The sequence below is a fragment of the Cryobacterium psychrotolerans genome (assembly GCF_900101115.1).
Lineage (GTDB): Bacteria > Actinomycetota > Actinomycetes > Actinomycetales > Microbacteriaceae > Cryobacterium > Cryobacterium psychrotolerans.
On sequence record NZ_FNFU01000003.1, the window covers coordinates 253,881 to 276,566 of the forward strand.

22 protein-coding genes and 4 tRNA genes are annotated in these 22,686 nt (G+C 67.7%); 6 read left to right on the top strand and 20 right to left on the bottom strand.

All coding sequences use genetic code 11. The features are described 5' to 3' along the window. Positions 1 to 65 precede the first annotated feature (65 nt). The 3 genes from BLQ39_RS04525 to BLQ39_RS04535 form a co-directional block, all read right to left on the bottom strand. On the bottom strand, positions 66 to 440 hold the full coding sequence (locus tag BLQ39_RS04525) for a DUF948 domain-containing protein (RefSeq protein ID WP_092322065.1): 375 nt from the start codon (positions 438 to 440) through the stop codon (positions 66 to 68). 127 nt (positions 441 to 567) lie between these two features. After that, positions 568 to 1,197 (bottom strand): 30S ribosomal protein S4, encoded by a 630-nt coding sequence (rpsD, locus tag BLQ39_RS04530; protein ID WP_092322067.1) that lies wholly within the window; start codon positions 1,195 to 1,197, stop codon positions 568 to 570. Between the two features lie 191 nt (positions 1,198 to 1,388). After that, complete coding sequence (locus BLQ39_RS04535) at positions 1,389 to 2,759, bottom strand: replication-associated recombination protein A (RefSeq protein WP_092322068.1); 1,371 nt, start codon at positions 2,757 to 2,759, stop codon at positions 1,389 to 1,391. Positions 2,760 to 2,907: 148 nt separating this feature from the next. On the opposite strand from BLQ39_RS04535, the gene BLQ39_RS04540 reads away from it, so the two are divergent. The 3 genes from BLQ39_RS04540 (at position 2,908) to BLQ39_RS04550 (ending at position 5,783) form a co-directional block, all read left to right on the top strand. Beyond that, the gene (locus BLQ39_RS04540; protein ID WP_092322070.1) at positions 2,908 to 3,702 is read left to right on the top strand and encodes a peptidylprolyl isomerase; all 795 of its coding nucleotides are present in this window, start codon (positions 2,908 to 2,910) and stop codon (positions 3,700 to 3,702) included. A 104-nt stretch (positions 3,703 to 3,806) separates the two neighbouring features. After that, positions 3,807 to 5,039, top strand: coding sequence for a DUF349 domain-containing protein (locus BLQ39_RS04545; protein ID WP_092322071.1), 1,233 nt, complete (start codon positions 3,807 to 3,809; stop codon positions 5,037 to 5,039). 84 nt (positions 5,040 to 5,123) lie between these two features. Then, entirely contained in the window at positions 5,124 to 5,783 is a 660-nt protein-coding gene (locus BLQ39_RS04550) for a hypothetical protein (RefSeq protein WP_092322073.1), read from the top strand. Positions 5,784 to 5,878: 95 nt separating this feature from the next. Here BLQ39_RS04550 and BLQ39_RS04555 read toward each other — a convergent pair whose 3' ends face one another. From BLQ39_RS04555 to BLQ39_RS15960, 14 genes are all read right to left on the bottom strand, one after another. Then, positions 5,879 to 8,131, bottom strand: coding sequence for a RelA/SpoT family protein (locus tag BLQ39_RS04555; protein ID WP_092322074.1), 2,253 nt, complete (start codon positions 8,129 to 8,131; stop codon positions 5,879 to 5,881). 155 nt (positions 8,132 to 8,286) lie between these two features. Beyond that, positions 8,287 to 9,303 (bottom strand): protein translocase subunit SecF, encoded by a 1,017-nt coding sequence (gene secF / locus BLQ39_RS04560; RefSeq protein WP_092322076.1) that lies wholly within the window; start codon positions 9,301 to 9,303, stop codon positions 8,287 to 8,289. Next, entirely contained in the window at positions 9,303 to 11,030 is a 1,728-nt protein-coding gene (gene secD / locus BLQ39_RS04565) for a protein translocase subunit SecD (RefSeq protein WP_092322077.1), read from the bottom strand. The genes secF and secD overlap by 1 nt, the downstream gene beginning before the upstream one ends. A 66-nt stretch (positions 11,031 to 11,096) precedes the next feature. Continuing rightward, entirely contained in the window at positions 11,097 to 11,498 is a 402-nt protein-coding gene (yajC, locus tag BLQ39_RS04570; RefSeq protein WP_092322079.1) for a preprotein translocase subunit YajC, read from the bottom strand. Positions 11,499 to 11,572: 74 nt separating this feature from the next. Then, positions 11,573 to 12,622 carry a Holliday junction branch migration DNA helicase RuvB gene (gene ruvB, locus BLQ39_RS04575; protein WP_092322080.1) on the bottom strand — a complete coding sequence of 350 codons (1,050 nt, stop codon included), beginning with the start codon at positions 12,620 to 12,622 and terminating at the stop codon, positions 11,573 to 11,575. Next, the gene (ruvA, locus tag BLQ39_RS04580) at positions 12,619 to 13,257 is read right to left on the bottom strand and encodes a Holliday junction branch migration protein RuvA (RefSeq protein ID WP_092322082.1); all 639 of its coding nucleotides are present in this window, start codon (positions 13,255 to 13,257) and stop codon (positions 12,619 to 12,621) included. The genes ruvB and ruvA overlap by 4 nt, the downstream gene beginning before the upstream one ends. After that, positions 13,254 to 13,871, bottom strand: a complete 618-nt coding sequence (gene ruvC, locus BLQ39_RS04585) for a crossover junction endodeoxyribonuclease RuvC (RefSeq protein ID WP_092322083.1) — start codon at positions 13,869 to 13,871, stop codon at positions 13,254 to 13,256. The genes ruvA and ruvC overlap by 4 nt, the downstream gene beginning before the upstream one ends. 7 nt (positions 13,872 to 13,878) lie before the next feature. Next, entirely contained in the window at positions 13,879 to 14,643 is a 765-nt protein-coding gene (locus tag BLQ39_RS04590; protein ID WP_092322085.1) for a YebC/PmpR family DNA-binding transcriptional regulator, read from the bottom strand. A 187-nt stretch (positions 14,644 to 14,830) separates the two neighbouring features. Beyond that, on the bottom strand, positions 14,831 to 15,364 hold the full coding sequence (locus BLQ39_RS04595) for a DUF1697 domain-containing protein (RefSeq protein WP_092322086.1): 534 nt from the start codon (positions 15,362 to 15,364) through the stop codon (positions 14,831 to 14,833). Positions 15,365 to 15,377: 13 nt separating this feature from the next. Next, on the bottom strand, positions 15,378 to 15,980 hold the full coding sequence (gene pdxT / locus BLQ39_RS04600) for a pyridoxal 5'-phosphate synthase glutaminase subunit PdxT (RefSeq protein WP_092322088.1): 603 nt from the start codon (positions 15,978 to 15,980) through the stop codon (positions 15,378 to 15,380). 11 nt (positions 15,981 to 15,991) lie between these two features. After that, positions 15,992 to 16,894 (bottom strand): pyridoxal 5'-phosphate synthase lyase subunit PdxS, encoded by a 903-nt coding sequence (pdxS, locus tag BLQ39_RS04605; RefSeq protein WP_092322089.1) that lies wholly within the window; start codon positions 16,892 to 16,894, stop codon positions 15,992 to 15,994. 81 nt (positions 16,895 to 16,975) lie between these two features. Beyond that, positions 16,976 to 17,536, bottom strand: a complete 561-nt coding sequence (locus BLQ39_RS04610) for an HIT family protein (RefSeq protein WP_092322091.1) — start codon at positions 17,534 to 17,536, stop codon at positions 16,976 to 16,978. 1 nt (position 17,537) lies between these two features. After that, positions 17,538 to 19,460: a threonine--tRNA ligase gene (gene thrS, locus BLQ39_RS04615; protein WP_218121502.1), complete on the bottom strand. Its 1,923-nt coding sequence runs from the start codon at positions 19,458 to 19,460 to the stop codon at positions 17,538 to 17,540. Positions 19,461 to 19,584: 124 nt separating this feature from the next. After that, positions 19,585 to 20,289 (bottom strand): HIRAN domain-containing protein, encoded by a 705-nt coding sequence (locus BLQ39_RS15960; protein ID WP_198417086.1) that lies wholly within the window; start codon positions 20,287 to 20,289, stop codon positions 19,585 to 19,587. Positions 20,290 to 20,496: 207 nt separating this feature from the next. Here BLQ39_RS15960 and BLQ39_RS15965 point away from each other — a divergent pair, with 207 nt between their 5' ends. Further along, positions 20,497 to 20,640 carry a hypothetical protein gene (locus BLQ39_RS15965; protein ID WP_166804855.1) on the top strand — a complete coding sequence of 48 codons (144 nt, stop codon included), beginning with the start codon at positions 20,497 to 20,499 and terminating at the stop codon, positions 20,638 to 20,640. Between the two features lie 87 nt (positions 20,641 to 20,727). On the opposite strand, the gene BLQ39_RS04625 is transcribed toward BLQ39_RS15965, so the two are convergent. From BLQ39_RS04625 to BLQ39_RS04635, 3 genes are all read right to left on the bottom strand, one after another. Beyond that, positions 20,728 to 20,799, bottom strand: a tRNA-Val gene (locus BLQ39_RS04625). A gap of 26 nt (positions 20,800 to 20,825) precedes the next feature. Then, a tRNA-Cys gene (locus tag BLQ39_RS04630) sits at positions 20,826 to 20,899 on the bottom strand. A gap of 47 nt (positions 20,900 to 20,946) precedes the next feature. Continuing rightward, positions 20,947 to 21,018 (bottom strand) — tRNA-Gly (locus BLQ39_RS04635). A gap of 160 nt (positions 21,019 to 21,178) precedes the next feature. On the opposite strand from BLQ39_RS04635, the gene BLQ39_RS04640 reads away from it, so the two are divergent. Next, positions 21,179 to 21,251 (top strand) — tRNA-Val (locus BLQ39_RS04640). A 173-nt stretch (positions 21,252 to 21,424) separates the two neighbouring features. After that, on the top strand, positions 21,425 to 22,669 hold the full coding sequence (locus tag BLQ39_RS04645; RefSeq protein ID WP_092322135.1) for an amidohydrolase: 1,245 nt from the start codon (positions 21,425 to 21,427) through the stop codon (positions 22,667 to 22,669). The last annotated feature ends 17 nt before the right edge of the window (positions 22,670 to 22,686 follow it).

Genomic DNA, 22,686 nt, shown 5'->3' on the forward strand with positions numbered 1-22,686 from the left:
ATGTGTGTTGCGACTGTTCGGCGACTCGCGGCGGAGACGCAACGATCTGAATCCAGCGTAGCGGTCTAGGCTCGCCGGCGGCGGGCGCCGCCGGGGCGGCCGGCCCGGAACGCCGCACGCACACCGGCCGAGAAGCCGGCCAGCTTGATCAGCGGGCCACCCACCGTTGACGCGAACAGGGCGACGAGGGCGGAGGCGTTGCCGGTGGCATCCGCGATATTGCTGGTGATGGTGTCGACCCTGGCAAGCTGCTGGTTCGTTTCCCGGATGGTCGTCGTGCCTTCCTGGAGCAGGGGCGCGACCTCGCGGCTCAGCTCGCGGATGGCCAGGGTGGTCTCGTCGAAAACGCGCCCGAGCTTGACCAGCGGCAGGGCGAGGACGCCCACCAGGACCGCGAAAACTCCTGCGGCGATCAATCCGGCGATATCTCCACCTGACATTGACAACACCTTCCATTCCGGAATCGGCATGCATTGGTCGCGAAATACGCGAAGGGCGGGCCACCCATTGGGTGACCCGCCCTCAAGCGTAGTTCAGACGCGGCACCCCAGGGGGGTGCCCGGTGAGCTAACGCGCTGCGTAGTACTCGACGACGAGCTGGACTTCACACGTCACGGGGATTTCGATGCGCTTGGGGCGACGCACGAGGCGGGCCTGCAGCTTGTCGAGTTCGACCTCGAGGTAGACCGGGAGCTTGGGGAGCAGGTCGACGTGGCCGCCGGCGGCTGCAACCTGGAACGGCTCCATGCCCTCGCTCTTGGGCTTGACGTGCATGAGCTGACCCGGCTTCACGCGGAAGGACGGACGGTCGACCAGCTGGCCGTCGACGAGGATGTGACGGTGCACGATCATCTGACGGGCCTGGGCGGTCGTGCGGGCGATGGCCGAGCGCACGAGGAGAGCGTCGAGACGGGTCTCGAGGATCTCGACCAGGTTCTCACCGGTCAGGCCCTGGGCGCGACGCGCTTCCTGGAAGGCGATCTTGAGCTGAGCCTCGCGGATGCCGTACTGGGCACGCAACCGCTGCTTTTCGCGCAGGCGCACGGCGTAGTCCGAGTCGGTCTTGCGCTTGGTACGGCCGTGCTCGCCCGGAGCGTACGGACGCTTCTCGAGGTACTTGGCCGCCTTCGGGGTCAGGGCGATGCCCAGTGCACGAGAGAGGCGGGTCTTGCTGCGGGTACGTGACTTGGTAGACACGGGTTCCTTTCGATGGAGACTCAAACACAGGGAAGCCAGGGCGCACGCGCTACAAACACACGGGCGTCATGGGAGATCAGAGGGGTGGTGCCACGGGCCGCTCGGCTACAGAGCGAATCCCATCCAAACCGGAGTTGGGCGCAGCCGCACGCCAAAACCAGTTGTAGGCAGCCTTCAGACTAACACAGCGTCTACCCGCCGCGGATGATCCGGCGCAGCTTCGCGAGGCGCGACGAGACCTCGCGCTCATGGCCGTGTTCGGTGGGTTCGTAATAACGCACGGTCTTGAGCTCGTTCGGCGGATACTGCTGGGCGAGCACGCCGAGCGCGTCGTCGTGCGGGTACTTGTAGCCCTTGCCGTGGCCGAGTCGCTTGGCGCCCGGGTAGTGCCCGTCGCGCAGGTGCTTGGGCACCCGGCCGGTCTTGCCCGCCCGCACGTCGGCGATGGCGGCATCCAGCGCCAGGTAGGCGGCGTTGGACTTGGGGGCCGTCGCGAGGTGCACCACGGCCTGGGCGAGCGGAATCCTGCCCTCGGGCATGCCGATGTACTGCACGGCGTCCGCGGCGGCGATCGCGATCACGAGCGACTGCGGGTCCGCCATCCCGATGTCTTCCGAGGCGAGAACGATGATGCGACGGCAGATGAAGCGCGGGTCTTCCCCGGCCTCGATCATGCGGGCCAGGTAGTGCAGCGACGCGTCGACGTCGGAGCCGCGCACCGACTTGATGAACGCGCTGATCACGTCGTAGTGCTCATCGCCATTGCGGTCATAACGGAGCAGCGCGCGGTCGACGGCGAGCGAGACGATCTCCGTGGTGATCACGGGCCTGGTGTCGGTGCCCTCATCGGTGGTCGTGGCGGCACTGGCCGTGGCGGCACTGGTTGTGGCGGCACTGACGGAAGCCGCCTCGAGCGCGGTGAGCGCGCGCCGGGCGTCTCCGGACGCGAGCCGGATGATCGCCGCGCGCGCCTCGCCGTCGAGCACGAACTTGTCGGCGAGACCCCGGGGATCCACGACGGCGCGGTCGACCACGATGGCGAGGTCGTCGTCGCTGAGCGTTTCGAGGGTCAGCAGGAGCGACCGGGACAGCAGCGGCGAGATGACCGAGAAGGAGGGATTCTCGGTGGTCGCCGCCACGAGGATGATCACCCCGTTCTCCACGCCCGGAAGCAGGGCATCCTGCTGGGCCTTGCTGAAACGGTGGATCTCGTCGAGGAAGAGCACCGTCGACAGCCCGTAGAGGTCGCGGCTGGAGCGTGCCTCCTCCATCACCTGGCGGACATCGCGCACACCGGCGGAGACGGCCGAGAGTTCGACGAAGCGGCGGCCGGAGCTGTGGGCGATGGCCTGGGCCAGGGTCGTCTTGCCCGTCCCGGGCGGGCCCCAGAGGATGACCGAAACCGAGCCCCGCTCCCCCGTCTTGTCACTGGCCAGGCTGACCAGCGGCGAGCCGGGGGTCAGCAGGTGCCGCTGACCGGCGACCTCGTCGAGGCTTTTCGGGCGCATCCGCACGGCGAGGGGGGTTGCGCCACTGCGCAGTCCCGGTTGGGCATCCGACATGACTCCAGCGTAGTTTGTGCCGCCGACCGCGGCTGCCCGGTCCCGCGCGGCACTCTGCCCGCTTCCGCCGGGTTGCGTAGAATTCAAGCGGCGGCACCGCTGCCCCCTTTTTGCCTACCCGCCCGGTGGCGGCCCCTGGAGGATTGACGTGGTTCCGAGCACCAGGCAAGACCGTGTGTCCCGCGAGGCCAGGGCCAGGGCGCGCGCCTACCAGGCGCGGCAGGCCGTGCACGAACACCAGCAGAAGCGCCGGAAGCGCGACAACGTGCTCGCCTGGAGCGCGCTCGGCCTGGTGCTGATCCTCGCCGTGGGCGCGCAGCTGCTCTTCTTCACCGGCGGGCCGGGCACCCCGGCCCCGAGCGCGGGCGCGACGCCCACGCCCAGCTCGTCGGCCCCGGCGGGGGCGAACTCGGGCGACGTCCCGCCCAGCAGCCTGGCCGAGGGCCGCACCTGGACGGGCTCACTCACCCTCAACGACTCGGCTCTCGGTTTCGAACTCGACGGCAAACTGGCCCCGCAGGCCGTGTCGTCAACGGTCGACCTAATCAGGACCGGCTTCTACGACGACGTTTCCTGCCACCGGCTCACCACCGGCGGCTTTTTCGTGCTGCAGTGCGGCGACCCCGACGGCACGGGCTCGGGCGGCCCCGGCTACAGCTACGGTCCGGTTGAGAACGCCCCGGCGGACGACGTGTACCCGGCGGGCACGATCGCCATGGCCCGCCAGGGCGGCAACGCGTACAGCATGGGCAGCCAGTTCTTCATCGTCTACGAGGACACGACCATCCCGGCCGACGCGGCCGGCGGATACACCGTGCTGGGCAAGATCACGAGCGGCCTCGATGAGTTGAAAGCAAAAATCACGGATGCCGGGACCAAGGACGGCAAAACGGACGGCGCGCCGAAGGTCCCGACCGCGATCACGGCGATAACAGTTCAGTAGTTTCAGGCGAGCGACGCGCGGGCTTGCAATAGGCTGGGTGCAGTATTGCCCCGTTCGGGGCCACGCAACTACTCAGCACGCAACTATTCAGCAAGGTGAGGCTCTTGACTCCGACAGATCAGCAACCATGGGGTCGCGTAGACGAAACCGGCACGGTCTACGTGCGCGAAGCGGCGGGCGAACGCGCCGTCGGCCAGTACCCGGACGCCACCCCCGAAGAGGCCCTGGCCTACTTCGAACGCAAATACGTCGAACTGAACGGGCAGGTCACCCTGCTTGAGCAGCGCGCCAAGGGTGGCGCTCCGGCCGCGGACATCGCCAAGACCGTCGCCAACCTGACCGCGACGGTGGCCACCGCCAACGCCGTCGGCAACCTCGCCGCCCTCGCCGAGCGGCTCGCCGCCCTCGGCGGCGCCGTGACCGAGCTCACCGAGCAGCAGGGCGCCGAGGCGCAGGCCGCGGCCGGTGCCGCGATCGCCGAACGCGCCGCGATCGTCGAAGAGGCCGAACGCCTCGCCGCCGAAGACCCCGCCAAGACGCAGTGGAAGCAGGCCAGCGCGGCGCTGGACGAGCTGTTCACCAAGTGGCAGGACCACCAGCACGACGCGCCCCGCATCCCCAAGGGTGAGGCCAACGAACTGTGGAAGCGATTCCGCGCGGCCCGCACCACCATCGAACAGAACCGCAAGGCGTTCTTCGCCGACCTCGACAGCGCCCACAAGGACGTCCGCAACCGCAAGCAGCAGCTGATCGAGAAGGCCGAGGCCCTCGCGCCCAAGGGCGCCGACGGCATCCCGGCCTACCGGGGCCTGTTGGAGGACTGGAAGAACGCGGGCCGCTCCGGCAAGAAGCAGGACGACGCCATGTGGGCGAAGTTCAAGGCGGCCGGTGACGTGCTGTACGGCGCCAAGGGCGAAATCGACGCCCAGGACAATGAGGAATTCGCCGGCAACCTCACCACGAAGCTCGAACTCCTGACCGAGGCCGAGGCGCTCCTGACCGAAACCGACCGCACCAGGGCGCGCGAGACGCTCACGTCGATCCAGCGTCGCTGGGACGCCATCGGCAAGGTTCCCCGCGACCAGGTCAAGGTCGTCGACGAGCGCCTGCGCAAGGTGGAAGCCGCCATGCGCAAGCTCGACGACGACCACTGGAAGCGCAACAACCCCGAGACGAAGGCGCGCGCCGAAGGTCTCGCCGGCCAGTTGAACGACGCCATCGCGAAGCTCGAAGCCGAGCTCGTCACGGCTCAGGAGAGCAAGGACGCCCAGGCGATCGCCGAGGCCACGGAGGCGCTCGAAACCCGCAAGGCGTGGCTGAAGGCCATCGGCCAGTAGTATCCACGCTGTCGAGTCCGGTGATCTGTCCACAGATCACCGGATCCGTCGGTTAACGGCACGATTGGCCCGCACTCTGGTCGGATGACCGGCATCCTTGCCCCGGTGCTCACTCCGGATGACCTTCCCCTCGCCGAACTGTGCGGCGCCCGTCTCGACGGCGAGGTCTACGCTCTCGGCGATTCCTGGTGCCCGGTCGACGAAGCGGACGGGCCCGTCGCCCGCGCCCTCGCCGCCGGCCTGCTCGTCCCCGGCCGGGCGATCGCCGAGCGGATGACCGCCGCCTGGGTCTATGGTCTCGCGCCCGAGCCGCACCGGCACCACTTCTGCGTCGATCTCGGCGCGCGCACCCACGTGCCGCCGTCACCGCGCCTTCAGCTGCGAGAGGTGCGCTGCCGGCCGGACGAGACCCTGGTGATCGCCGGGCTCCGGGTGACGACTCCCCTGCGCACCGTCATCGACCTGGCCCGGTCGCCGGGCCCCGACGTGTCGCGTCGCGACTGGTCCGACCCCGACGCCACCGGCCCAGTCTCGTCCGGCACCGACTCGGAACGGGGGCTCGTCGCGCTGCTGGCGGCACTCCTCCGGCTCGGCGGTTTCGCCGACGCCCACGCCGCGGAGCAGCTGTGCCGGCGCCAGAACCTGCCGCATAAGGTGATCGCGCTGGCGAGGCTGGAACGCGCCTCACAGCTGCTCGCCGCCGCGGCCGGCGAACGCGGCCCTCGAGTCTCGGCCCTGAGTTGACCCGTTGCGGTCGAGTTTGACTGGCACACCAGCCAACCTCGACCGGAACCGTCAAGGTCGGCGCAGGGCCGAACGGGCAGAGGGGAACGGACGGACTAGCCGTCACTGACGCGGTACACGTCGTACACGGTGTCGATCCGGCGCACCGCGTTCAGCACCCGGTCCAGGTGGGTCACATCGCCCATCTCGAAGACGAACCGGCTGAGGGCCAGCCGGTCGCTCGAGGTGTTCACCGTGGCGGAGAGGATGTTGACGTGGTGCTCGGACAGCACCCGCGTCACGTCCGAGAGCAGACCGGACCGGTCGAGGGCCTCGATCTGGATGTGCACGAGGAAGAGGCTCTTGGAGGTGGGCGCCCATTCCACGTCGATCATGCGCTCGGGCTCCTTGAGCAGCGAGTGCACGTTGTGGCACGCGGCCTGGTGCACCGACACCCCGGACCCGCGGGTGATGAAGCCGACGATCTTGTCACCCGGAACCGGGGTGCAGCAGCGGGCGAGCTTGACGAGGATGTCCGGGGCGCCCCGCACGAGCACCCCGGAGTCGCTGTTGCGCAGGGTCTGTGTGCGGCCACGAGGGGCGACGGGGAGGTCGGTGCTGTCGCTTTCTTCGACGCTTTGCAGCGAAGCCACGACCTTCTCGAGCACCGACTGGGTCGAGACATGGCCCTCGCCGACGGCGGCATACAGCGCCGAGACGTCCTCGTACTTCATCATCGCCGCGACTTCGGCGAAGGAATCCTGGTTCATCAGCTTCTGCAGCGGCAGGTTCTGCTTGCGCATCGCCCGGGCGATCGAGTCGCGACCCTGTTCGATGGCCTCGTCGCGGCGTTCCTTGGTGAACCACTGCCGGATCTTGTTCCGCGCCCGGGGGCTCTTGACGAAGTTCAGCCAGTCCTTGCTGGGGCCTGAGTCGGGGTTCTTCGACGTGAACACCTCGACCACGTCGCCGGTCTCGAGGGTGCTCTCAAGCGGCACGAGCCGCCCGTTGACCTTGGAACCCATGGTGCGGTGACCGACCTCGGTGTGCACGGCATAGGCGAAGTCGACCGGGGTCGCGCCGGCCGGCAGGCCGATGACGCGACCCTTCGGCGTGAACACGTACACCTCTTTGGCGCCGATCTCGAACCGGAGGGAGTCCAGGAACTCGCCGGGGTCTGCGGTCTCGGCCTGCCAGTCGGAGATGTGCGCCAGCCAGGCCATGTCGGTGTCGCTCTGCGGGCCGGGCCCGGTGCTCTTGCCGGTGGTCTGGTCCTTGTACTTCCAGTGCGCCGCGACGCCGAATTCGGCGCGCTGGTGCATCTCCTGGGTGCGGATCTGGATCTCGACCGGGCGACCGTTCGGCCCCAGGACCGTCGTGTGCAGCGACTGGTAGAGGTTGAACTTGGGCGTGGCTATGTAGTCCTTGAAGCGGCCCGGCAGCGGCGTCCACCTCGCGTGGATCGCGCCCAGCACGGCGTAGCAGTCGCGCACCGAGTTAACCAGCACACGGATGCCCACCAGATCGTAGATCTCGTCGAACTCGCGGCCGCGCACGACCATTTTCTGGTAGATCGAGTAGTACTGCTTCGGACGTCCGGCGACCTTGCCGCGGATCCGGGCCGCCTTGAGGTCGTCGTTGATCGACTCGATGATCTGCTGGACGAATTCCTCACGCTGCGGCGTGCGCTGTTTGACCAGGCTCTCGATCTCCGCGTAGAGCTTGGGGTAGAGCACGGCGAAGGAGAGGTCTTCGAGCTCCCACTTGATCGTCTGGATACCCAGGCGGTGGGCCAGCGGCGCGTAAATCTCCAGCGTCTCCGTCGCCTTCCGCGTGGCGGATTCGGCCGGCACGAAGCCCCAGGTGCGCGCGTTGTGCAGGCGGTCGGCGAGTTTGATGATCAGCACGCGGATGTCCTTGGACATCGCGACGATCATCTTGCGCACCGTCTCGGCCTGCGTACTGTCGCCGTACTTGACCTTGTCGAGCTTGGTGACGCCGTCGACAAGCATCGCGATCTCGTCGCCGAAGTCGACCCTCAGGGCATCGAGCGTGTAGGCGGTGTCCTCGACGGTGTCGTGCAGCACCGCGGCGGCAATGGTCTTCGGCCCGATGCCGAGGTCGGCCAGGATCTGGGCGACGGCCACCGGGTGGGTGATGTACGGTTCCCCGCTCCGGCGAACCTGGCCCTCGTGGGCACGTTCGGCAGCGGTGTACGCACGCTCGATCACACCGAGATCGGCCTTGGGATGATGCATCCGCACGGTCTTCAGCAGGGTGTCGACGGCCCCGACCGGCTGGGCGCGGGAAAAGATGCGCGGTACCAGGCGGCGCAGTGAAGCGGTGGATGGCGTTGTTGTCTCCGTCATCGCTTCACCTCACTCTCCTCGGCCTATTATCGCTGATCCAGCCGAGAACATCGCCCGGGATCCCCTCCGGCCAGTATTGGCGGCCGGGACGAGGCGGCTGGCCTCCGGCGCGCCCGGCGAGGCATCCACCTCGGCCTACGCGTCCGGAGACCGGATCATACGGTCAGGTTCTCCTGCCTCGGCGCGGCCACGCCCGCCTTGGCGCGGAGGGCGAGCGCCTTCTTGTCGCGCTTGCGAACCTCCGGCTCCGCGGTACGGAGCTGTGCGTAGAGCGGAGCAGCAACGAAGATCGTCGAGTACGTGCCGACGAAGATGCCGATCAGGAGCGCCAGGGCGATGTCGCGCAGGGTTCCGGCCCCGAGGACGAAGGCGCCGATGAACAGAATGGACGCAACCGGGAGCATGGCCACCACCGAGGTGTTGATCGAGCGCACCAGGGTCTGGTTCACGGCCAGGTTGACCGACTCCGCGAACGTGCGGCGGGATTCGGGTCCATCCTCCGCGGTGTTCTCCCTGATCTTGTCGAAGACCACCACGGTGTCGTACAGCGAGTAACCCAGGATCGTGAGGAAGCCGATGACGGCCGCCGGCGTGATCTCGAAGCCGGTCAGGCCGTAGAAGCCGGCCGTGAGGATGAGGTCGTGCAGCAGGGCGACCATGGCGGCCAGGGACATCTTCCAGGTTCGGAAGTACAACGCCATGACGACGGAGGCGAGCACGAGGAACACCAGCAGGCCGCGGAGCGCCTGACCGGTGATGTCCGCGCCCCACGACGGGCCGATGAAGGACGATGTCACCTGGGTCTCCGGGACCGCGTAGGCCTCGGCCAGCGCAGCGCGCACCTCGCGGGACGCCCCAGGCTCCAGCTGATCCGTCTGCACCCGGACGCCCGAGTTGCTGACCGAAGAGATCTTCGGCACGGCCGCCGGGTCCACGCTGGCGACGGCTTCGGCTGCCGGAGCCTGGTCCTGCGTCTTGGCGTCGGACACGACGAACTCGGAACCGCCCGTGAACTCGATGCCGAAGACGAAGCCGCCGCGCAGCAGCGGTCCGACGACAGCGATGACAATCATCACCGCGGCGATCAGGTACCAGAGCTTGCGGCGGCCGACGATGTCGAAGGAACGCTTGCCGGTGTAGAGGTCGTTGCCGAACTGGGCAAAGCTGGCCATTAGGAATCCTTCCCGTCGGTCGACCGATTCGTGCTGGAACCGACCTTTTCTGTCGCCTTGCGTTCGGCGATGGTCTGGCGTTTCGCGGCCTCACGGCTCGACGCGGCAGACTTCGAGGAGGCAACCTGCGGGGCGGGCAAGAACTTGGCCCGGCCCCGATAGACGGCACCCAGGGCCCGCGGGTCGAGCCCGCTGAACCGGTGGCCCTCGGCGAAGAATCTCGTCCGTGCGAGGAGCTGCAGCATCGGGTGCGTGAACAGCATGACCACGATGAGGTCGACGATGGTGGTGAGGCCGAGGGTGAACGCGAATCCGCGCACGTTGCCGACGGCGAGGATGAACAGGACCGCGGCGGCGAGGAAGTTGACCGCGTCGGAGGCGATGATCGTGCGGATGGCCCGCCTCCAGCCGCTCTCGACCGCGGACTCGAGTCCGCGACCGTCCCGCAGCTCGTCCCGAACACGTTCGAAGTACACGATGAACGAGTCGGCGGTGATACCGATAGCCACGATCAACCCCGCGACACCGGCGAGGGACAATCGGTAGCCTTCCCGCCAGGACAGGATCGTGATCAGAAGGTAGGTGATCACCGCGGCCACGACGAGTGACGCGACGGTGACGAGCCCGAGCAGCCGGTATTGCGCGATCGAGTACAGCACGACCAGGACGAGCCCGATCAGGCCGGCGATCAGACCGCTGGTCAGCTGGGCGGTTCCGAGAGTCGCCGAAATCGTGTCCTGGCTCTGCACGGCGAAGCTCAGTGGCAGCGCGCCGAATTTGAGCTGGTCGGCCAGTGACTTGGACGTCACCTGGGTGAAGTTTCCGGTGATCTGCGGCTTGCCGTCGGTTATCACCGCGAGCGTGCGCGGCGCGGAGATGACCGAGCCGTCGAGCACGATCGCGAACTGGTTCTGCACACCCTGCAGCCCGCTCAGGCGGGTCGTGACGGTCGCGAAGTCCTTGGTGCCTGCGGCGTCGAAGACCATGTTCACGGCCCACTCGCCGGTGGTGGCTCCGGACTGTGTGGTCACCTGGCCGTTGGTCGCGTCCGCAATGTTGGAACCGCTGACTTCGACCGGGCCGAGCACGTACTTGACGGAGCCATCGGCCTCACAGGTGACGAGCGGCTTGTCGGCCGGGGCGACGACGGCGTTGTCGATCTTGCTGCAGTCGAAAGCGTCGTACTGCGCCTGGAGCGCCGGGGTGACGTAGTTGAGGTCGCTGGCGTTGGTGGGCTTGACGCTGGGCGTGCTCGGGAGGCTGCCCGGGTCGACGCTGGGCGTCGGAGTGGGCGTCGCCGCAGCGCCGTCCCCGCCGACGCTGTCTCCGGAGGGAGCCCCGGCCAGGAGCACCGGCCGGAACTCGAGCTTGGCCGAAGATTCGATCCGGTTGATCGTCGCGTCATCGGGAGTGCCCGGGATCGACACGACAATGTTCTTGCCACCCTGGGTGTTGATCTCCGACTCGGACACACCGGCGGAGTTGATGCGCTCCCGGATGATCGACACGGCCTGGTTCAGCTGCTCGGGCGAGACGGACTGGCCCGACTCGAGCTTGGGAGCCAGGATGATCTGAGTGCCGCCCTCGAGGTCGAGCGCAAGCTTGGGCGCCCAGGAACCGCTACCGCCCATGACACCGGCCGCATTGAGGGCGAACAGGCCGACGATAATCACGCCTAACCAGGACAGGGAACGCCAGGCCTTCTTGACCGGGGTCGACTTTGCCACCTGTGAACTCAGCTTTCTATGCTCGTGCCCGCGCCCGTGAGGGCGCGGGCACGGGAGAGGGTTGTGTTACGCGTCGCCCTTGGCGCGCGTGCTGCCATCGATGCCGTCTTCGCCTGCTGCGCGCTGGCCGAACTCCGGCTCACCCATGACGGTGCCGCTGTCCTGGTTGAGCTCGGCGACGGGAGCCTCGTCGGCCTCGACGACGGTCGGCTCGACGACGCGGGCGATCGTCTGGCGGTGGATGTTGACCACGGTGCCCGGTGCGATCTCGAGCGCAACCTTGTTCTCGGCCTCGTCGATCGACACGATGGTGCCGTACATGCCGAAGTTGGTCATGACCTCGGCGCCGGCGACCATCTTGGACTGGAGGGCCTCGAGGTCCGCCTTGCGCTTGCGCCCGTTGCGGAACATGAAGAACACGAGGACCGCCAGGACGGCGAGCATGAGGATGGTGGTGATGTCTGGCATGAAACTTTTGGACCTTCCGATTGCGGTACGACGACCGCTACAGGTGAGTGCGGATCGCGGCGAACCAACTTGAATTATAGGGGATCGAGGTTCAGGCCGGCCTGAGGGCTGCTGAGACCGAAGTGTTGCCACGCCGCGGGTGTTGCCACCCGCCCCCTCGGGGTGCGCGTGAGGAAGCCTATCCGCACCAGGAAGGGCTCGACGACCGCTTCGATGGTTTCAGACTCCTCGCCGACGGAAACCGCCAGTGTATTCAGGCCAACCGGGCCTCCCCCAAAACGGGTCAGGATGATCCGCATGACTTCACGGTCGAGCCGATCCAGGCCGATCGGGTCGACGTCGTACAGCTCGAGCGCCGCATGGACGGCGGCCAGGTCGGCCTCTCCCCCGTGCACGAGTGCGTAGTCGCGCACGCGCCGGAGGAGCCGGTTCGCGATGCGCGGCGTTCCCCGGCAACGGCCCGCGATCTCGGCGAGGGCGTCGCGGCCGATCTGCAGTTCGAGCAGTTTCGCCGCCCGGCCGAGCACCTGTTCCAGCTCGGCCTCGGAGTAGAACTCGAGGTGGGCGGTGAAGCCGAATCGGTCCCGGAGGGGGTTGGGCAGCAGTCCGGAGCGGGTGGTCGCCCCGACGAGCGTGAAGGGCGCCAGTTCCAGCGGCACGGAGGTCGCCCCCGCGCCCTTGCCCACCATGATGTCGATGCGGAAGTCTTCCATCGCCAGGTAGAGCATCTCTTCTGCCGAGCGCGCCATCCGGTGGATTTCGTCGATGAAGAGCACTTCGCCGGGCACGAGCGAGGAGAGCACCGCCGCGAGGTCGCCGGCGTGCTGGATGGCGGGCCCGCTGGACATGCGCAGCGGACGGTTGCCCTCGAAGGCCACGATCATGGCCAGCGTGGTCTTGCCGAGCCCCGGCGGGCCGGCCAGCAGGATGTGGTCGGGGGTGCGGCTCTGCATCGTCGCCGCGGTGAGCAGGAGCTGCAGCTGGCCGCGCACCTTCTGCTGGCCGACGAACTCGGCCATGCTGCGGGGCCGGAGGGCGCCTTCGAACGCGAGCTCGGCATCCCCTTCAAGCACCGGGTTCGTCACTTCGACACCCGGATCGTTGGCCAGTCCCTGGCCGGTCATGACCGGCGCTCCGACGACTGGTGAGCGGGGCTCTGGTGTGCGGGGCCCAGCCGGGCCAGGGCCAGGCGCAGCACGGTCGCGACGCCGGGATCCGCGCCGGATGCCTCGGCCAGCGTTTCATCGACGGCCTGCGCCGCCACTCGTTCCGACCAGCCCAGGCCGATCAGGGCGGCCTGCACGTTCGCGGCGACCGTGGCGGAACCGGCCGGACGCGGGTTCGCGGGCGCCCCGCTGGTCACCTGCACCTTGCCGGCCAGCGACAGGACGATCAGCTTGGCGGTCTTGGGTCCGATGCCGCTGACCTTGCGGAACGCCGCGTCGTCCTCGGCCTGGACGGCCAGGGCGATCTGGTTCGGGGTGAGCACCGCGAGCACGCCGAGGGCGGACTTCGGGCCGACACCGGTGACGCCGACGAGCAGCTCGAACACCGCAAGCTCCGGTGCGGTCGGGAAGCCGTAGAGGGTGAGGGAGTCTTCGCGCACGACCAGCGTCGTCGCGAGCCGGGCCTCGGCGCCGACGCGCACGGACAGCGCGGTCGTCGGGGTGACCTGCAGGGCGAGGCCGACTCCGCCGACCTCGATCACGACGGTCGAGCCCAGGGCGGACAGGACGGGGCCACGTACGGAGGAGATCACCGCTTAAGACTACGCGGCGGCACCGACGCTGCCGCGCTACGCTCCGCGGCGAGCCATGCCTTCTGGGCTGGGGTCTGGGCGGGGGTCTGGCCGCCCGGGGCGAGCGAAGCGGCCGTGGGCAGCGTTCCGCCGGAGGCCCCGGTGCGCCAGGCGTGGCAGATGGCCAGGGCGAGCGCGTCGGCGGCATCGGCCGGCTTGGGGATTTCGGCGAGGCCGAGGATGCGCGCGACCATCGTGCCGACCTGTTTCTTGTCGGCCGAGCCGTACCCGGTGATGGCCGCCTTGACCTCGCTCGGCGTGTGCAGCGACACCGGCAGGCCCCGCCGGGCGGCGAGCATCAGGGCGACGCCGCTGATCTGCGCGGTGCCCATGACCGTGCTCACGTTGTGCTGGGCGAACACGCGCTCGATGGCCACGAACGCGGGCTGGTGACGGTCGAGCATGTCTTCGATGCCGTCGCTGATCAGCAGCAGCCGGCGCTCGAGGGCCAGGCCGGGGTCGCTCCGCAGCACGGTGACGTCGACGAGGGTCGCCGAGCGGTTGCCGGAGACGTCGACGACGCCCACGCCGCAGCGAGTGAGGCCAGGGTCGATCCCGAGCACCCTGACCGGCATCGCGGCGTTACGCTGACTCGGCCTGGAGCTCCGCCTGCACCTCGGGCGACAGGTCGTAGTTGCTGTAGATGTTCTGCACGTCGTCGAGTTCCTCGAGGGCGTCGATGAGGTGGAAGACCTTGCGGGCGGTCTCGGCATCCACCTCGACCTTGAGCGACGGCACGAACGCGATGTCGGCGGAGTCGTAATCGATGCCCGCGTCCTGCAGCGCGGTGCGGGTGGCGACGAGGTCGTGGGCCTCGCTGAAGACCTCGAACTTGTCGCCGTCGTCGACCACCTCTTCTGCGCCGGCGTCGAGAACGGCGAGGAGAACGTCATCCTCGGTGAGGCCGTCGCTCTTGGGAACGACGACGATGCCCTTGCGGTGGAAGTTGTAGGCGACGCTGCCCGGGTCGGCCATGTTGCCGCCGTTGCGGGTGACCGTGGTGCGCACTTCGGCTGCCGCACGGTTCTTGTTGTCGGTGAGGCACTCGATCATGATGGCCACTCCGTGGGCGGCGTAGCCCTCGTACATGATCGTCGTGTAGTCGACGGCGTCGCCGGTCAGGCCGGCGCCGCGCTTGACGGCGCGGTCGATGTTGTCGTTCGGAACGGAGGTCTTCTTGGCCTTCTGGATGGCGTCGACCAGGGTCGGGTTACCGGAGAGGTCTGCGCCGCCCATGCGGGCCGCGACCTCGATGTTCTTGATCAGCTTTGCGAAGGCCTTGGCGCGCCGCGAATCGGTGATCGCCTTCTGGTGCTTCGTTGTCGCCCATTTGGAATGCCCGGACATACATCTCCCGTTTGTTTCACTCGTGTGCTGCCGCTGGTGTGTTGCAGCTGCCGCGTTGCAGCGCTGCTGTGTTGCAGAGCCTGTGCGGCGATCTGGCGCCGCCATGCGTGGTCGTCGCACCCGCCGGGTGCCCGCCCATTCTAACCCGGGGCGCCCCGAACCGGCCGGAAGCCCCGGCCAACACGGCTCAGGCGATGAGCTTGTGCAGGGTGCGCAGGTTCCTGGTCGTTGTGCTCGAGCGGTATCTCGTCTTGCCGCTGAGTTTGCTGAACGGGCTCTTCACCCCGACCGCCCGCCGGACCTCCCAGTAGAGCACCCCGTCGCCGGCGGTGACCCGCTCGTCGCCCGGGTCGAGTCCGTCGGCACCGGCCAGGAGCTCGGTCAGGGCCGAGGGATCAGACGAGAAAACGACATACGGATGCCAGCCCTCGCGATTCGGGTCGAAGGGGTAGGCGTCGACGATCCGGCCGAGGGTCTCGACGCCCTGCAGCACGATCCAGGCCTCGTAGTCGTAGGCCTCGGACAGGGCGGCTTCGATCCGCGCCTTGAGCGCCGAAGCGTCGCTCTCCCCCGGCCCGGTCTCGAAGAGCACGTTCCCACTGGCCAGGACGGTCTGCACGCCGGCGAAGCCGAGCCCGCGGAACAGGTCCCGGAGCGACGACATGGTGATCGTGATGCCGTTCACGTTGATGCCCCGCAACAGGGCGACGTATGCGGTCACGACGCTGCGCCGGTCATGACGCTGCGCCGCGGAACTTCGCGTCGGACACCATCCGGAGGAAGTGCTCGTGGAACCGGTGCTCCCCCGTGATTTCGGGGTGGAACGAGGTGCCGAGCAGGTTGCCCTGCTGCACGGCGACGCAGCGGCCGTCCGCGAGCCTGGCCAGCGCGGTCGCGCGGGGCCCGACCACCTCCACCACCGGGGCGCGGATGAACACGGCGTGCACCGGAGGCGCGCCGAGCACCGGCACGTCCAGCTCCGTCTCGAAAGACTCCGCCTGCGAGCCGAACGCGTTGCGGCGCACCGAGATGTCGAGTCCGCCGATGCTCTGCTGGCCGGCGATGCCGTCGAGCACGGTGTCGGCCAGCATGATCAGCCCGGCGCAGGTGCCGTAGACCGGCAGGCCGGCGTGCACGGCGTCCCGGAGCGGCTCGGCCAGACCGAACGCGCGGGAGAGCTTGTCCATGACGCTGGACTCGCCGCCCGGGATCACCAGGCCGCTGACGCGGGCCAGTTCCTCCGGGCGACGAACGAGTTCCACTTCCGCGCCGAGCGCTGCGAGGACCGCGGCGTGCTCACGAAAGTCGCCCTGCAGGGCGAGAACTCCAACGGTCATCTTGGGTGCTGTTACCAGCCGCGCTCGGACAGGCGGTGCGGCGCGGCCAGGTCGGACACGTTGATGCCGACCATGGCCTCGCCCAGCCCGCGGGACACGGCAGCGACGACGCTCGGGTCGTCGTAGAACGTGACGGCCTTGACGATCGCGTTGGCGCGGGCCTGCGGGTTGCCCGATTTGAAGATGCCGGAGCCGACGAAGACGCCGTCGGCGCCGAGCTGCATCATCATGGCGGCGTCGGCGGGCGTGGACACGCCACCGGCGACGAACAAGACGACGGGGAGCTTGCCGGTCGCGGCGATCTCGGCGACCAGTTCGTAGGGCGCCTGCAGTTCCTTGGCGGCGACGTACAGTTCGTCCTTGCTCAAAGCGGACAGGCGGGCGATCTCGCCCCTGATCGTGCGGATGTGCTTGGTGGCCTCCGAGACGTCGCCGGTGCCGGCCTCGCCCTTGGACCGGATCATGGCCGCGCCCTCGGTGATGCGGCGAAGCGCTTCACCCAGGTTGGTCGCGCCACAGACGAACGGCGTCTGGAAGTTCCACTTGTCGATGTGGTTGACGTAGTCGGCCGGGCTCAGCACCTCGGACTCGTCGATGTAGTCGACCTTGAGGGCCTCCAGCACCTGCGCCTCGACGAAGTGGCCGATCCGGGCCTTCGCCATGACCGGGATGGACACCTCGGCGATGATGCTGTCGATCAGGTCGGGGTCGCTCATCCGGGCGACACCACCCTGGGAACGGATGTCGGCGGGCACGCGCTCGAGGGCCATGACGGCAACCGCGCCGGCGTCCTCTGCGATTCGTGCCTGCTCTGCGGTGACGACGTCCATGATGACGCCGCCCTTCAGCATCTCGGCGAGTCCGCGCTTGACGCGGCTCGAGCCAAACTGCTCGGCGGAAGTGGTCTCAGTCATTTCTTGATTCTATTCCTTGCGTGGTGGGGCACTGGCGCAGCGGTCCGCTGCCTGGACGGGGAGAAAGGATGGAGGAAACAGCTAGTCGCCGGCCGGCCAGCCGGCGGCCACCTCGCGGCGCACGTCGCCCAGCAGGCGGGGAATCGCCTTCGTGCCGGCGATGATCGGGAAGAAGTTCGAGTCGAGGGCCCAGCGCGGCACGATGTGCTGGTGGAGGTGCTCCGCGATGCCGGCGCCGGCGATCCGTCCCTGGTTCATCCCGATGTTGAAGCCGTCGCAGTGCGAAACGTTTTTGAGCACGCGCATGGCAACCTGGGTCAGGCTGCCGATCTCGGCGATCTCTTCCGGGGTGGCCTCGTCATAGGTCGCCACGTGGCGGTACGGGCAGACGAGCAGGTGGCCGCTGTTGTAGGGGAACAGGTTGAGCAGCACGTAGGCGTGCGTGCCGCGGGCGACGATGAGCGCCTTCTCGTCGTCCATGCTGGGCGCCAGGCAGAACGGGCACTCGTCGATATGCGGCTGCTGGCCCTCCTGGATGTAGACCAGGCGATGCGGCGTCCAGAGTCGTTGGAAGGCGTCGGGCACGGCCGCGAAGTCGGACGAGTGCTCGACCCCTGTGTTTTCGTCACCGATCTCGGCCATGTCAGATCTGCCCCTGGCCGGTCACCTGTGCCCGAGAGCGGATGGATTCCACGATGCGGCTGACGGCGTCATCCACCGGTACGCCGTTCTCCTGCGTGCCGTCGCGGAAGCGGAAGCTCACCGAGCGATTGGAGCGGTCTTCTTCGCCGACGATGAGCTGGAACGGCACCTTCGCCTTGGTGTGCGTGCGAATCTTCTTCTGCATCCGGTCGTCGGAGTTGTCCACCTCGGCGCGCACGCCGGCCGCCTTCAGCCGGGCGATGATCTCGTCCAGGTACGGGCCGTACTGCTCGGCCACCGGGATGCCGACGACCTGCACCGGGGACAGCCAGACCGGGAACGCCCCGGCGTAGTGCTCGGTGAGCACGGCGAAGAAGCGTTCGATCGACCCGAACAGGGCGCGGTGGATCATGACCGGCCGCTGGCGAGTGCCGTCGGAGGCCGTGTATTCGAGGTCGAAGCGCTCCGGCAGGTTGAAGTCCAGCTGGATCGTGGACATCTGCCAGGTGCGGCCGATCGCGTCGCGAGCCTGCACCGAGATCTTCGGGCCGTAGAACGCGGCTCCACCCGGGTCGGAGACGAGTTCGAGACCGGATGCCTCGGCGACCTCGGCGAGGGTCTGCGTCGCCTCGTCCCATGCCTCGTCGCTGCCGACGAACTTCTTCGGGTCCTTGGTGGAGAGCTCGAGGTAGTAGTCCTCGAGACCGTAGTCGGCGAGCAGCTGCAGCACGAAGTTGAGCGTGTTGGTCAGCTCCTCCTTCATGTTCTCGCGGGTCGTGTAAATGTGGGCGTCGTCCTGCGTCATGCCGCGCACCCGGGTGAGGCCGTGCACCACGCCCGACTTCTCGTAGCGGTAGACCGAGCCGAATTCGAACAGGCGCATCGGCAGGTCGCGGTAGCTGCGGCCGCTCGAGCGGAAGATCAGGTTGTGGAACGGGCAGTTCATCGGCTTGAGGTAGTAGTCGACGCCCTGGCGGGTGACGTGGCCGTCGGCGTCGCGCTCCTCGTCGAGGTGCATCGGCGGGAACATCCCGTCGGCGTACCAGTCGAGGTGGCCGGACGTCTCGAACAGGTTCGACTTGGTGATGTGCGGTGAGTAGACGAAGTCGTAGCCGGCCTCGGTGTGGCGCTTGCGGGAGTAGTTCTCCATCTCCTGGCGGATGATGCCGCCCCTGGGGTGGAAGACGGGCAGGCCGGAGCCGATTTCCTCTGGAAAGCTGAACAGGTCCAGCTCGGCGCCGAGCTTGCGGTGGTCGCGCTTGGCGGCCTCTTCCTGGCGGGCCTGGTACGCGCGGAGTTCGTCCTTGCTGGGCCAGGCGGTGCCGTAGATGCGCTGCAGCTGCGGATTCTTCTCCGAGCCGCGCCAGTACGCCGCGGCCAGGCGGGTGAGCGAGTAGCCGTTGCCGATCATGCGGGTGTTGGGCAGGTGCGGGCCGCGGCAGAGGTCCTTCCAGACCGTCTCCCCCGTCTTCGGGTCGACATTGTCGTAGATGGTGAGCTCGGCGCCGCCGACCTCGACCGACTCGTTGTCGCCGCCCTGGGCCGCGGCACCCTTGATCCCGATCAACTCGAGCTTGTACGGCTCGTCCGCGAGTTCGGCGCGGGCCTCGTCGTCGGTGACGACGCGACGCACGAAGCGCTGCCCGGAGCGGATGATCCGGTCCATGGCCTTCTCGAGCGCCTTGACGTCTTCGGGGGTGAAGGGCTCCGCCACGTCGAAGTCGTAGTAGAAACCGTCGGTGACGGGCGGACCGATGCCGAGCTTCGCCTCCGGGTTGATCGTCTGCACCGCCTGCGCGAGCACGTGTGCCGCCGAGTGGCGGAGGATGTTCAGTCCGTCGGTCGAATCGATGGTGACGGCTTCGACGGCATCCGTCGGCGTCACCGTCGTCGCCAGGTCCCTGAGCTCGCCGTTGACGCGCATTGCGACAACGGACCGGTCGGTGAATAGCTCAAAGCCGTCAACCACGTGTATGACTCCCTAGTTTTGCGAACCCTTCAACTTTAGTGGCGCGCGGGGAGTCTGGCGGCGTCCGCTGCGACCGGGCCTAACTTGCCAGGTCGAGGGGTGCGATCAGCGCGGCTCCCGGACGCTTCCGCAGAAGGTGGCGCACGAGTTCGGGCGAGGCGGCCAGCACCTTGACGCCGCCGGGCCGTCCGGCCGTGACGGAGTCGAAGGCGATCGAAATCGCCTCGAGCCTCATGCCGGTGTCGAGCAGCCTGGACAAGCCCGCGGCGGTCCTTCGGTTGAGGTATCCGACGGGGCGGCCTGCGGCGGCATGCACGGCGATGGCGTTGCCGTCGTGGGCGTTGTCGGGTTCGCGGACGAGTGACACCGGGGATCCGGGCTGCAGCAGGCCTTCGCGCACCGCGGTCTTGCGTGCGTCCACTCCGCCGAGGTCGACGGTCCAGATCCCCATCCGCCGGAGGTGATGGTTGCCGACGGCAACGAGCTTTCCGGTGGTGGGTTCGGTCAGCCGCAATTCGCCGGTGTGCATCTGCAGGTACAGGGTCGGCAAACCATCGCCGTCCGTGACGAGGAGTTCCTCCCAGTCTTCACTCGGCAGGTAGTGCGAAACGCCGGGCGTGCCCACCGGGGCGACGCGGTCATCCGGGGGCGCGGGCGCGGGTTCGATGCTCCGGTTCGGCGCCGATGTTGCCGTGGGCGCGCTCCTGGACCGTTTCGGAAGGGACAGTTTCGGAAGTCGGAACATACCGGTGGCGCGACGAGCGGCATCGAGCAAGTAGTCCATCTGTGAACCTCCTCCTCGAGAATGGCGCAGGGCCCGATCGGGGCGGTATCCCCAGTACGGTTGACACGGATTCCGTCGATCCTGGCCCATGAGGGGTCGCAAATCGACCTTCCCCGGCCAAACGAAGGTCGATTTGCGACCCCTCACGCGTGGCGCATTTCGCAGAATCCCTATCGCTCGTGGGGTGCGCTGGGCTACGTTGTGCGAATGATTACTCAGACCTGCCCCGAATGCGGTTCCGGCGATGTCACCTTCGGAGCGTTGTCACATCGGGAATTCGGGTCGATGCAGTGGACGGATGCCTGCACAAACGACTCGTGCGACTGGGAACACACCGGCATCGAGGTGTAGCGGCATCGAGGTTTAGCGTCGTCGAGGTTTAGCGACCCGGACCAGCTGGCAACAAAAAAACCCCCGAGTTATCGGGGGTTTTGCTTGTGGGCGATACTGGGATCGAACCAGTGACCTCTTCCGTGTCAGGGAAGCGCGCTACCGCTGCGCCAATCGCCCATTTCTCTGGAACATCTTCCACAGAATGGAGGTGGATACGGGATTCGAACCCGTGTATACGGCTTTGCAGGCCGCTGCCTCGCCTCTCGGCCAATCCACCCTGGGTTCACCACCAAAGAGAATCGGCCTTTCGGCCGATTCAATTCGAGCGGATGACGAGATTCGAACTCGCGACCCTCACCTTGGCAAGGTGATGCGCTACCACTGCGCCACATCCGCAACTTGTCGGCATTTCTGCTGACTTGAAGACTCTAGCCGATACTTCGGCCGAGGTCCAAACCGAGCAAACGCGGCGTGTTGCGCCCGTCTCGATGTGGTCCGGCCGCCCCGTCTGGTCTAGTATCGTGAGTCGCGGTTGAACTTGTTTCACCGCACAGTTGGGCGATTGGCGCAGTTGGTAGCGCGCTTCCTTCACACGGAAGAGGTCATCGGTTCGAGTCCGGTATCGCCCACCGAATAAGCCCCGGCCCACCGGGGCTTTTTTGCTGCCCCGAGCCGCCCCGGGACCGGCGGATCCGGACCGATTCGGCGCAGCCGTCAACTAGCCTGAGAGTCTTGCGGAGAACCGCGCGTTGGAGAACCGGGCGCTGCGGAGAACCGCGCAGACGCTTGAGGAGCGATGACGATGAACTCGGCAGCCGGAAGCAGCACCCCACTCGAAGAGCTCTATATGGACCTGCATCAGAACCCGGAACTCTCGTTCTCCGAGCACCGGACTTCGGCACTCATCGCCGAACGCCTGCTCGCGCTCGGACTCGATGTGACGACCGGGATCGGCGGCACCGGAGTGGTCGGTGTGCTGACGACCGGTGAGGGTCCCGTCGTCATGCTGCGGGCCGACATGGACGCCTTGCCGGTGAAGGAAGACACCGGGTTGCCGTACTCGAGCACCGCGCGCGGCATCGACGGCAACGGCACTGACGTGCCCGTCATGCATGCCTGCGGGCACGATATCCACATGGCCGCCCTCCTGGGGGCGCTCGAGCAGCTGGTCGCCACGCGAAGCCAGTGGTCCGGAACCCTCATCGCCCTCTTCCAGCCGGCAGAGGAGAACGGGGGCGGCGCGCAGGTCATGGTCGACGACGGCCTGTACACGAAGATTCCCCTGCCGGATGTCGTTCTCGGCCAGCACGTCTTCCCCTTCCCCGCGGGGAAGCTCGGCGCTCACCCCGGCCCGGCGATGGCCGCGGTGGACAGTCTCAACGTCAGGATGTTCGGCCGAGGGGGCCACGGCTCGGAGCCCGAGACCACCATTGACCCTGTGGTCATGGCCGCTGCGACGGTCATGCGCCTGCAGGGGGTCGTGGCCCGCGAGGTGGGCGCGCAGGAGGTGGCAGTTGTCTCGATCGGCAGCCTGCATGTCGGCGCCACGAGCAACATCATCTCGGACGAGGCTCGACTGGGGATCAGCATCCGCAGTTTCGATGAGGGCGTGCGGGCCCGGGTGATTGACGCCGTCGAACGAATCGTCACGGCCGAAGCGATGGCATCCGGCGCCACGACGCCGCCTGAATTCAGCTACGCCGAGCGGTATCCGGTCACGGTGAATGATCCCGTCGCCTCCGAACGCACGATGGCGGCGTTCCGGGCGGCCTTCGGCGAGGCACGCATGTTCGATCCGGGGGCGCTCACCGGCAGCGAAGACGTGGGAAACCTGGCATCGGCTGCCGGCGCTCCCCTCGTCTATTGGATGCTCGGCGGGTCCGATCCCGAGGAATACGCGGCGGCGGAGTCGGCGGGGACCATCCGCAGTGACATCCCGACCAACCATTCGCCGCACTACGCGCCCGTGATGCAACCGACACTCGCGACCGGCGTTGAGGCGCTCGTCGTCGCAGCACGAGAATGGCTGGGCAGCGCGGCCCGGTGACCGTGCGCGGGGCACGC

Coding starts and splice junctions, on each gene's coding strand:
- BLQ39_RS15960 (WP_198417086.1), bottom strand. CDS start 20,289: ATGGACTACTTGCTCGATGCCGCTCGTCGCGCCACCGGTATGTTCCGA.
- BLQ39_RS04590 (WP_092322085.1), bottom strand. CDS start 14,643: ATGTCCGGGCATTCCAAATGGGCGACAACGAAGCACCAGAAGGCGATC.
- BLQ39_RS04645 (WP_092322135.1), top strand. CDS start 21,425: ATGAACTCGGCAGCCGGAAGCAGCACCCCACTCGAAGAGCTCTATATG.
- pdxS (WP_092322089.1), bottom strand. CDS start 16,894: ATGACTGAGACCACTTCCGCCGAGCAGTTTGGCTCGAGCCGCGTCAAG.
- BLQ39_RS15965 (WP_166804855.1), top strand. CDS start 20,497: ATGATTACTCAGACCTGCCCCGAATGCGGTTCCGGCGATGTCACCTTC.
- BLQ39_RS04555 (WP_092322074.1), bottom strand. CDS start 8,131: ATGACGGAGACAACAACGCCATCCACCGCTTCACTGCGCCGCCTGGTA.
- BLQ39_RS04535 (WP_092322068.1), bottom strand. CDS start 2,759: ATGTCGGATGCCCAACCGGGACTGCGCAGTGGCGCAACCCCCCTCGCC.
- pdxT (WP_092322088.1), bottom strand. CDS start 15,980: ATGACCGTTGGAGTTCTCGCCCTGCAGGGCGACTTTCGTGAGCACGCC.
- thrS (WP_218121502.1), bottom strand. CDS start 19,460: ATGCGCGTCAACGGCGAGCTCAGGGACCTGGCGACGACGGTGACGCCG.
- ruvB (WP_092322080.1), bottom strand. CDS start 12,622: ATGACCGGCCAGGGACTGGCCAACGATCCGGGTGTCGAAGTGACGAAC.
- BLQ39_RS04550 (WP_092322073.1), top strand. CDS start 5,124: ATGACCGGCATCCTTGCCCCGGTGCTCACTCCGGATGACCTTCCCCTC.
- BLQ39_RS04525 (WP_092322065.1), bottom strand. CDS start 440: ATGTCAGGTGGAGATATCGCCGGATTGATCGCCGCAGGAGTTTTCGCG.
- ruvC (WP_092322083.1), bottom strand. CDS start 13,871: ATGCCGGTCAGGGTGCTCGGGATCGACCCTGGCCTCACTCGCTGCGGC.
- BLQ39_RS04610 (WP_092322091.1), bottom strand. CDS start 17,536: ATGGCCGAGATCGGTGACGAAAACACAGGGGTCGAGCACTCGTCCGAC.
- secF (WP_092322076.1), bottom strand. CDS start 9,303: ATGGCCAGCTTTGCCCAGTTCGGCAACGACCTCTACACCGGCAAGCGT.
- yajC (WP_092322079.1), bottom strand. CDS start 11,498: ATGCCAGACATCACCACCATCCTCATGCTCGCCGTCCTGGCGGTCCTC.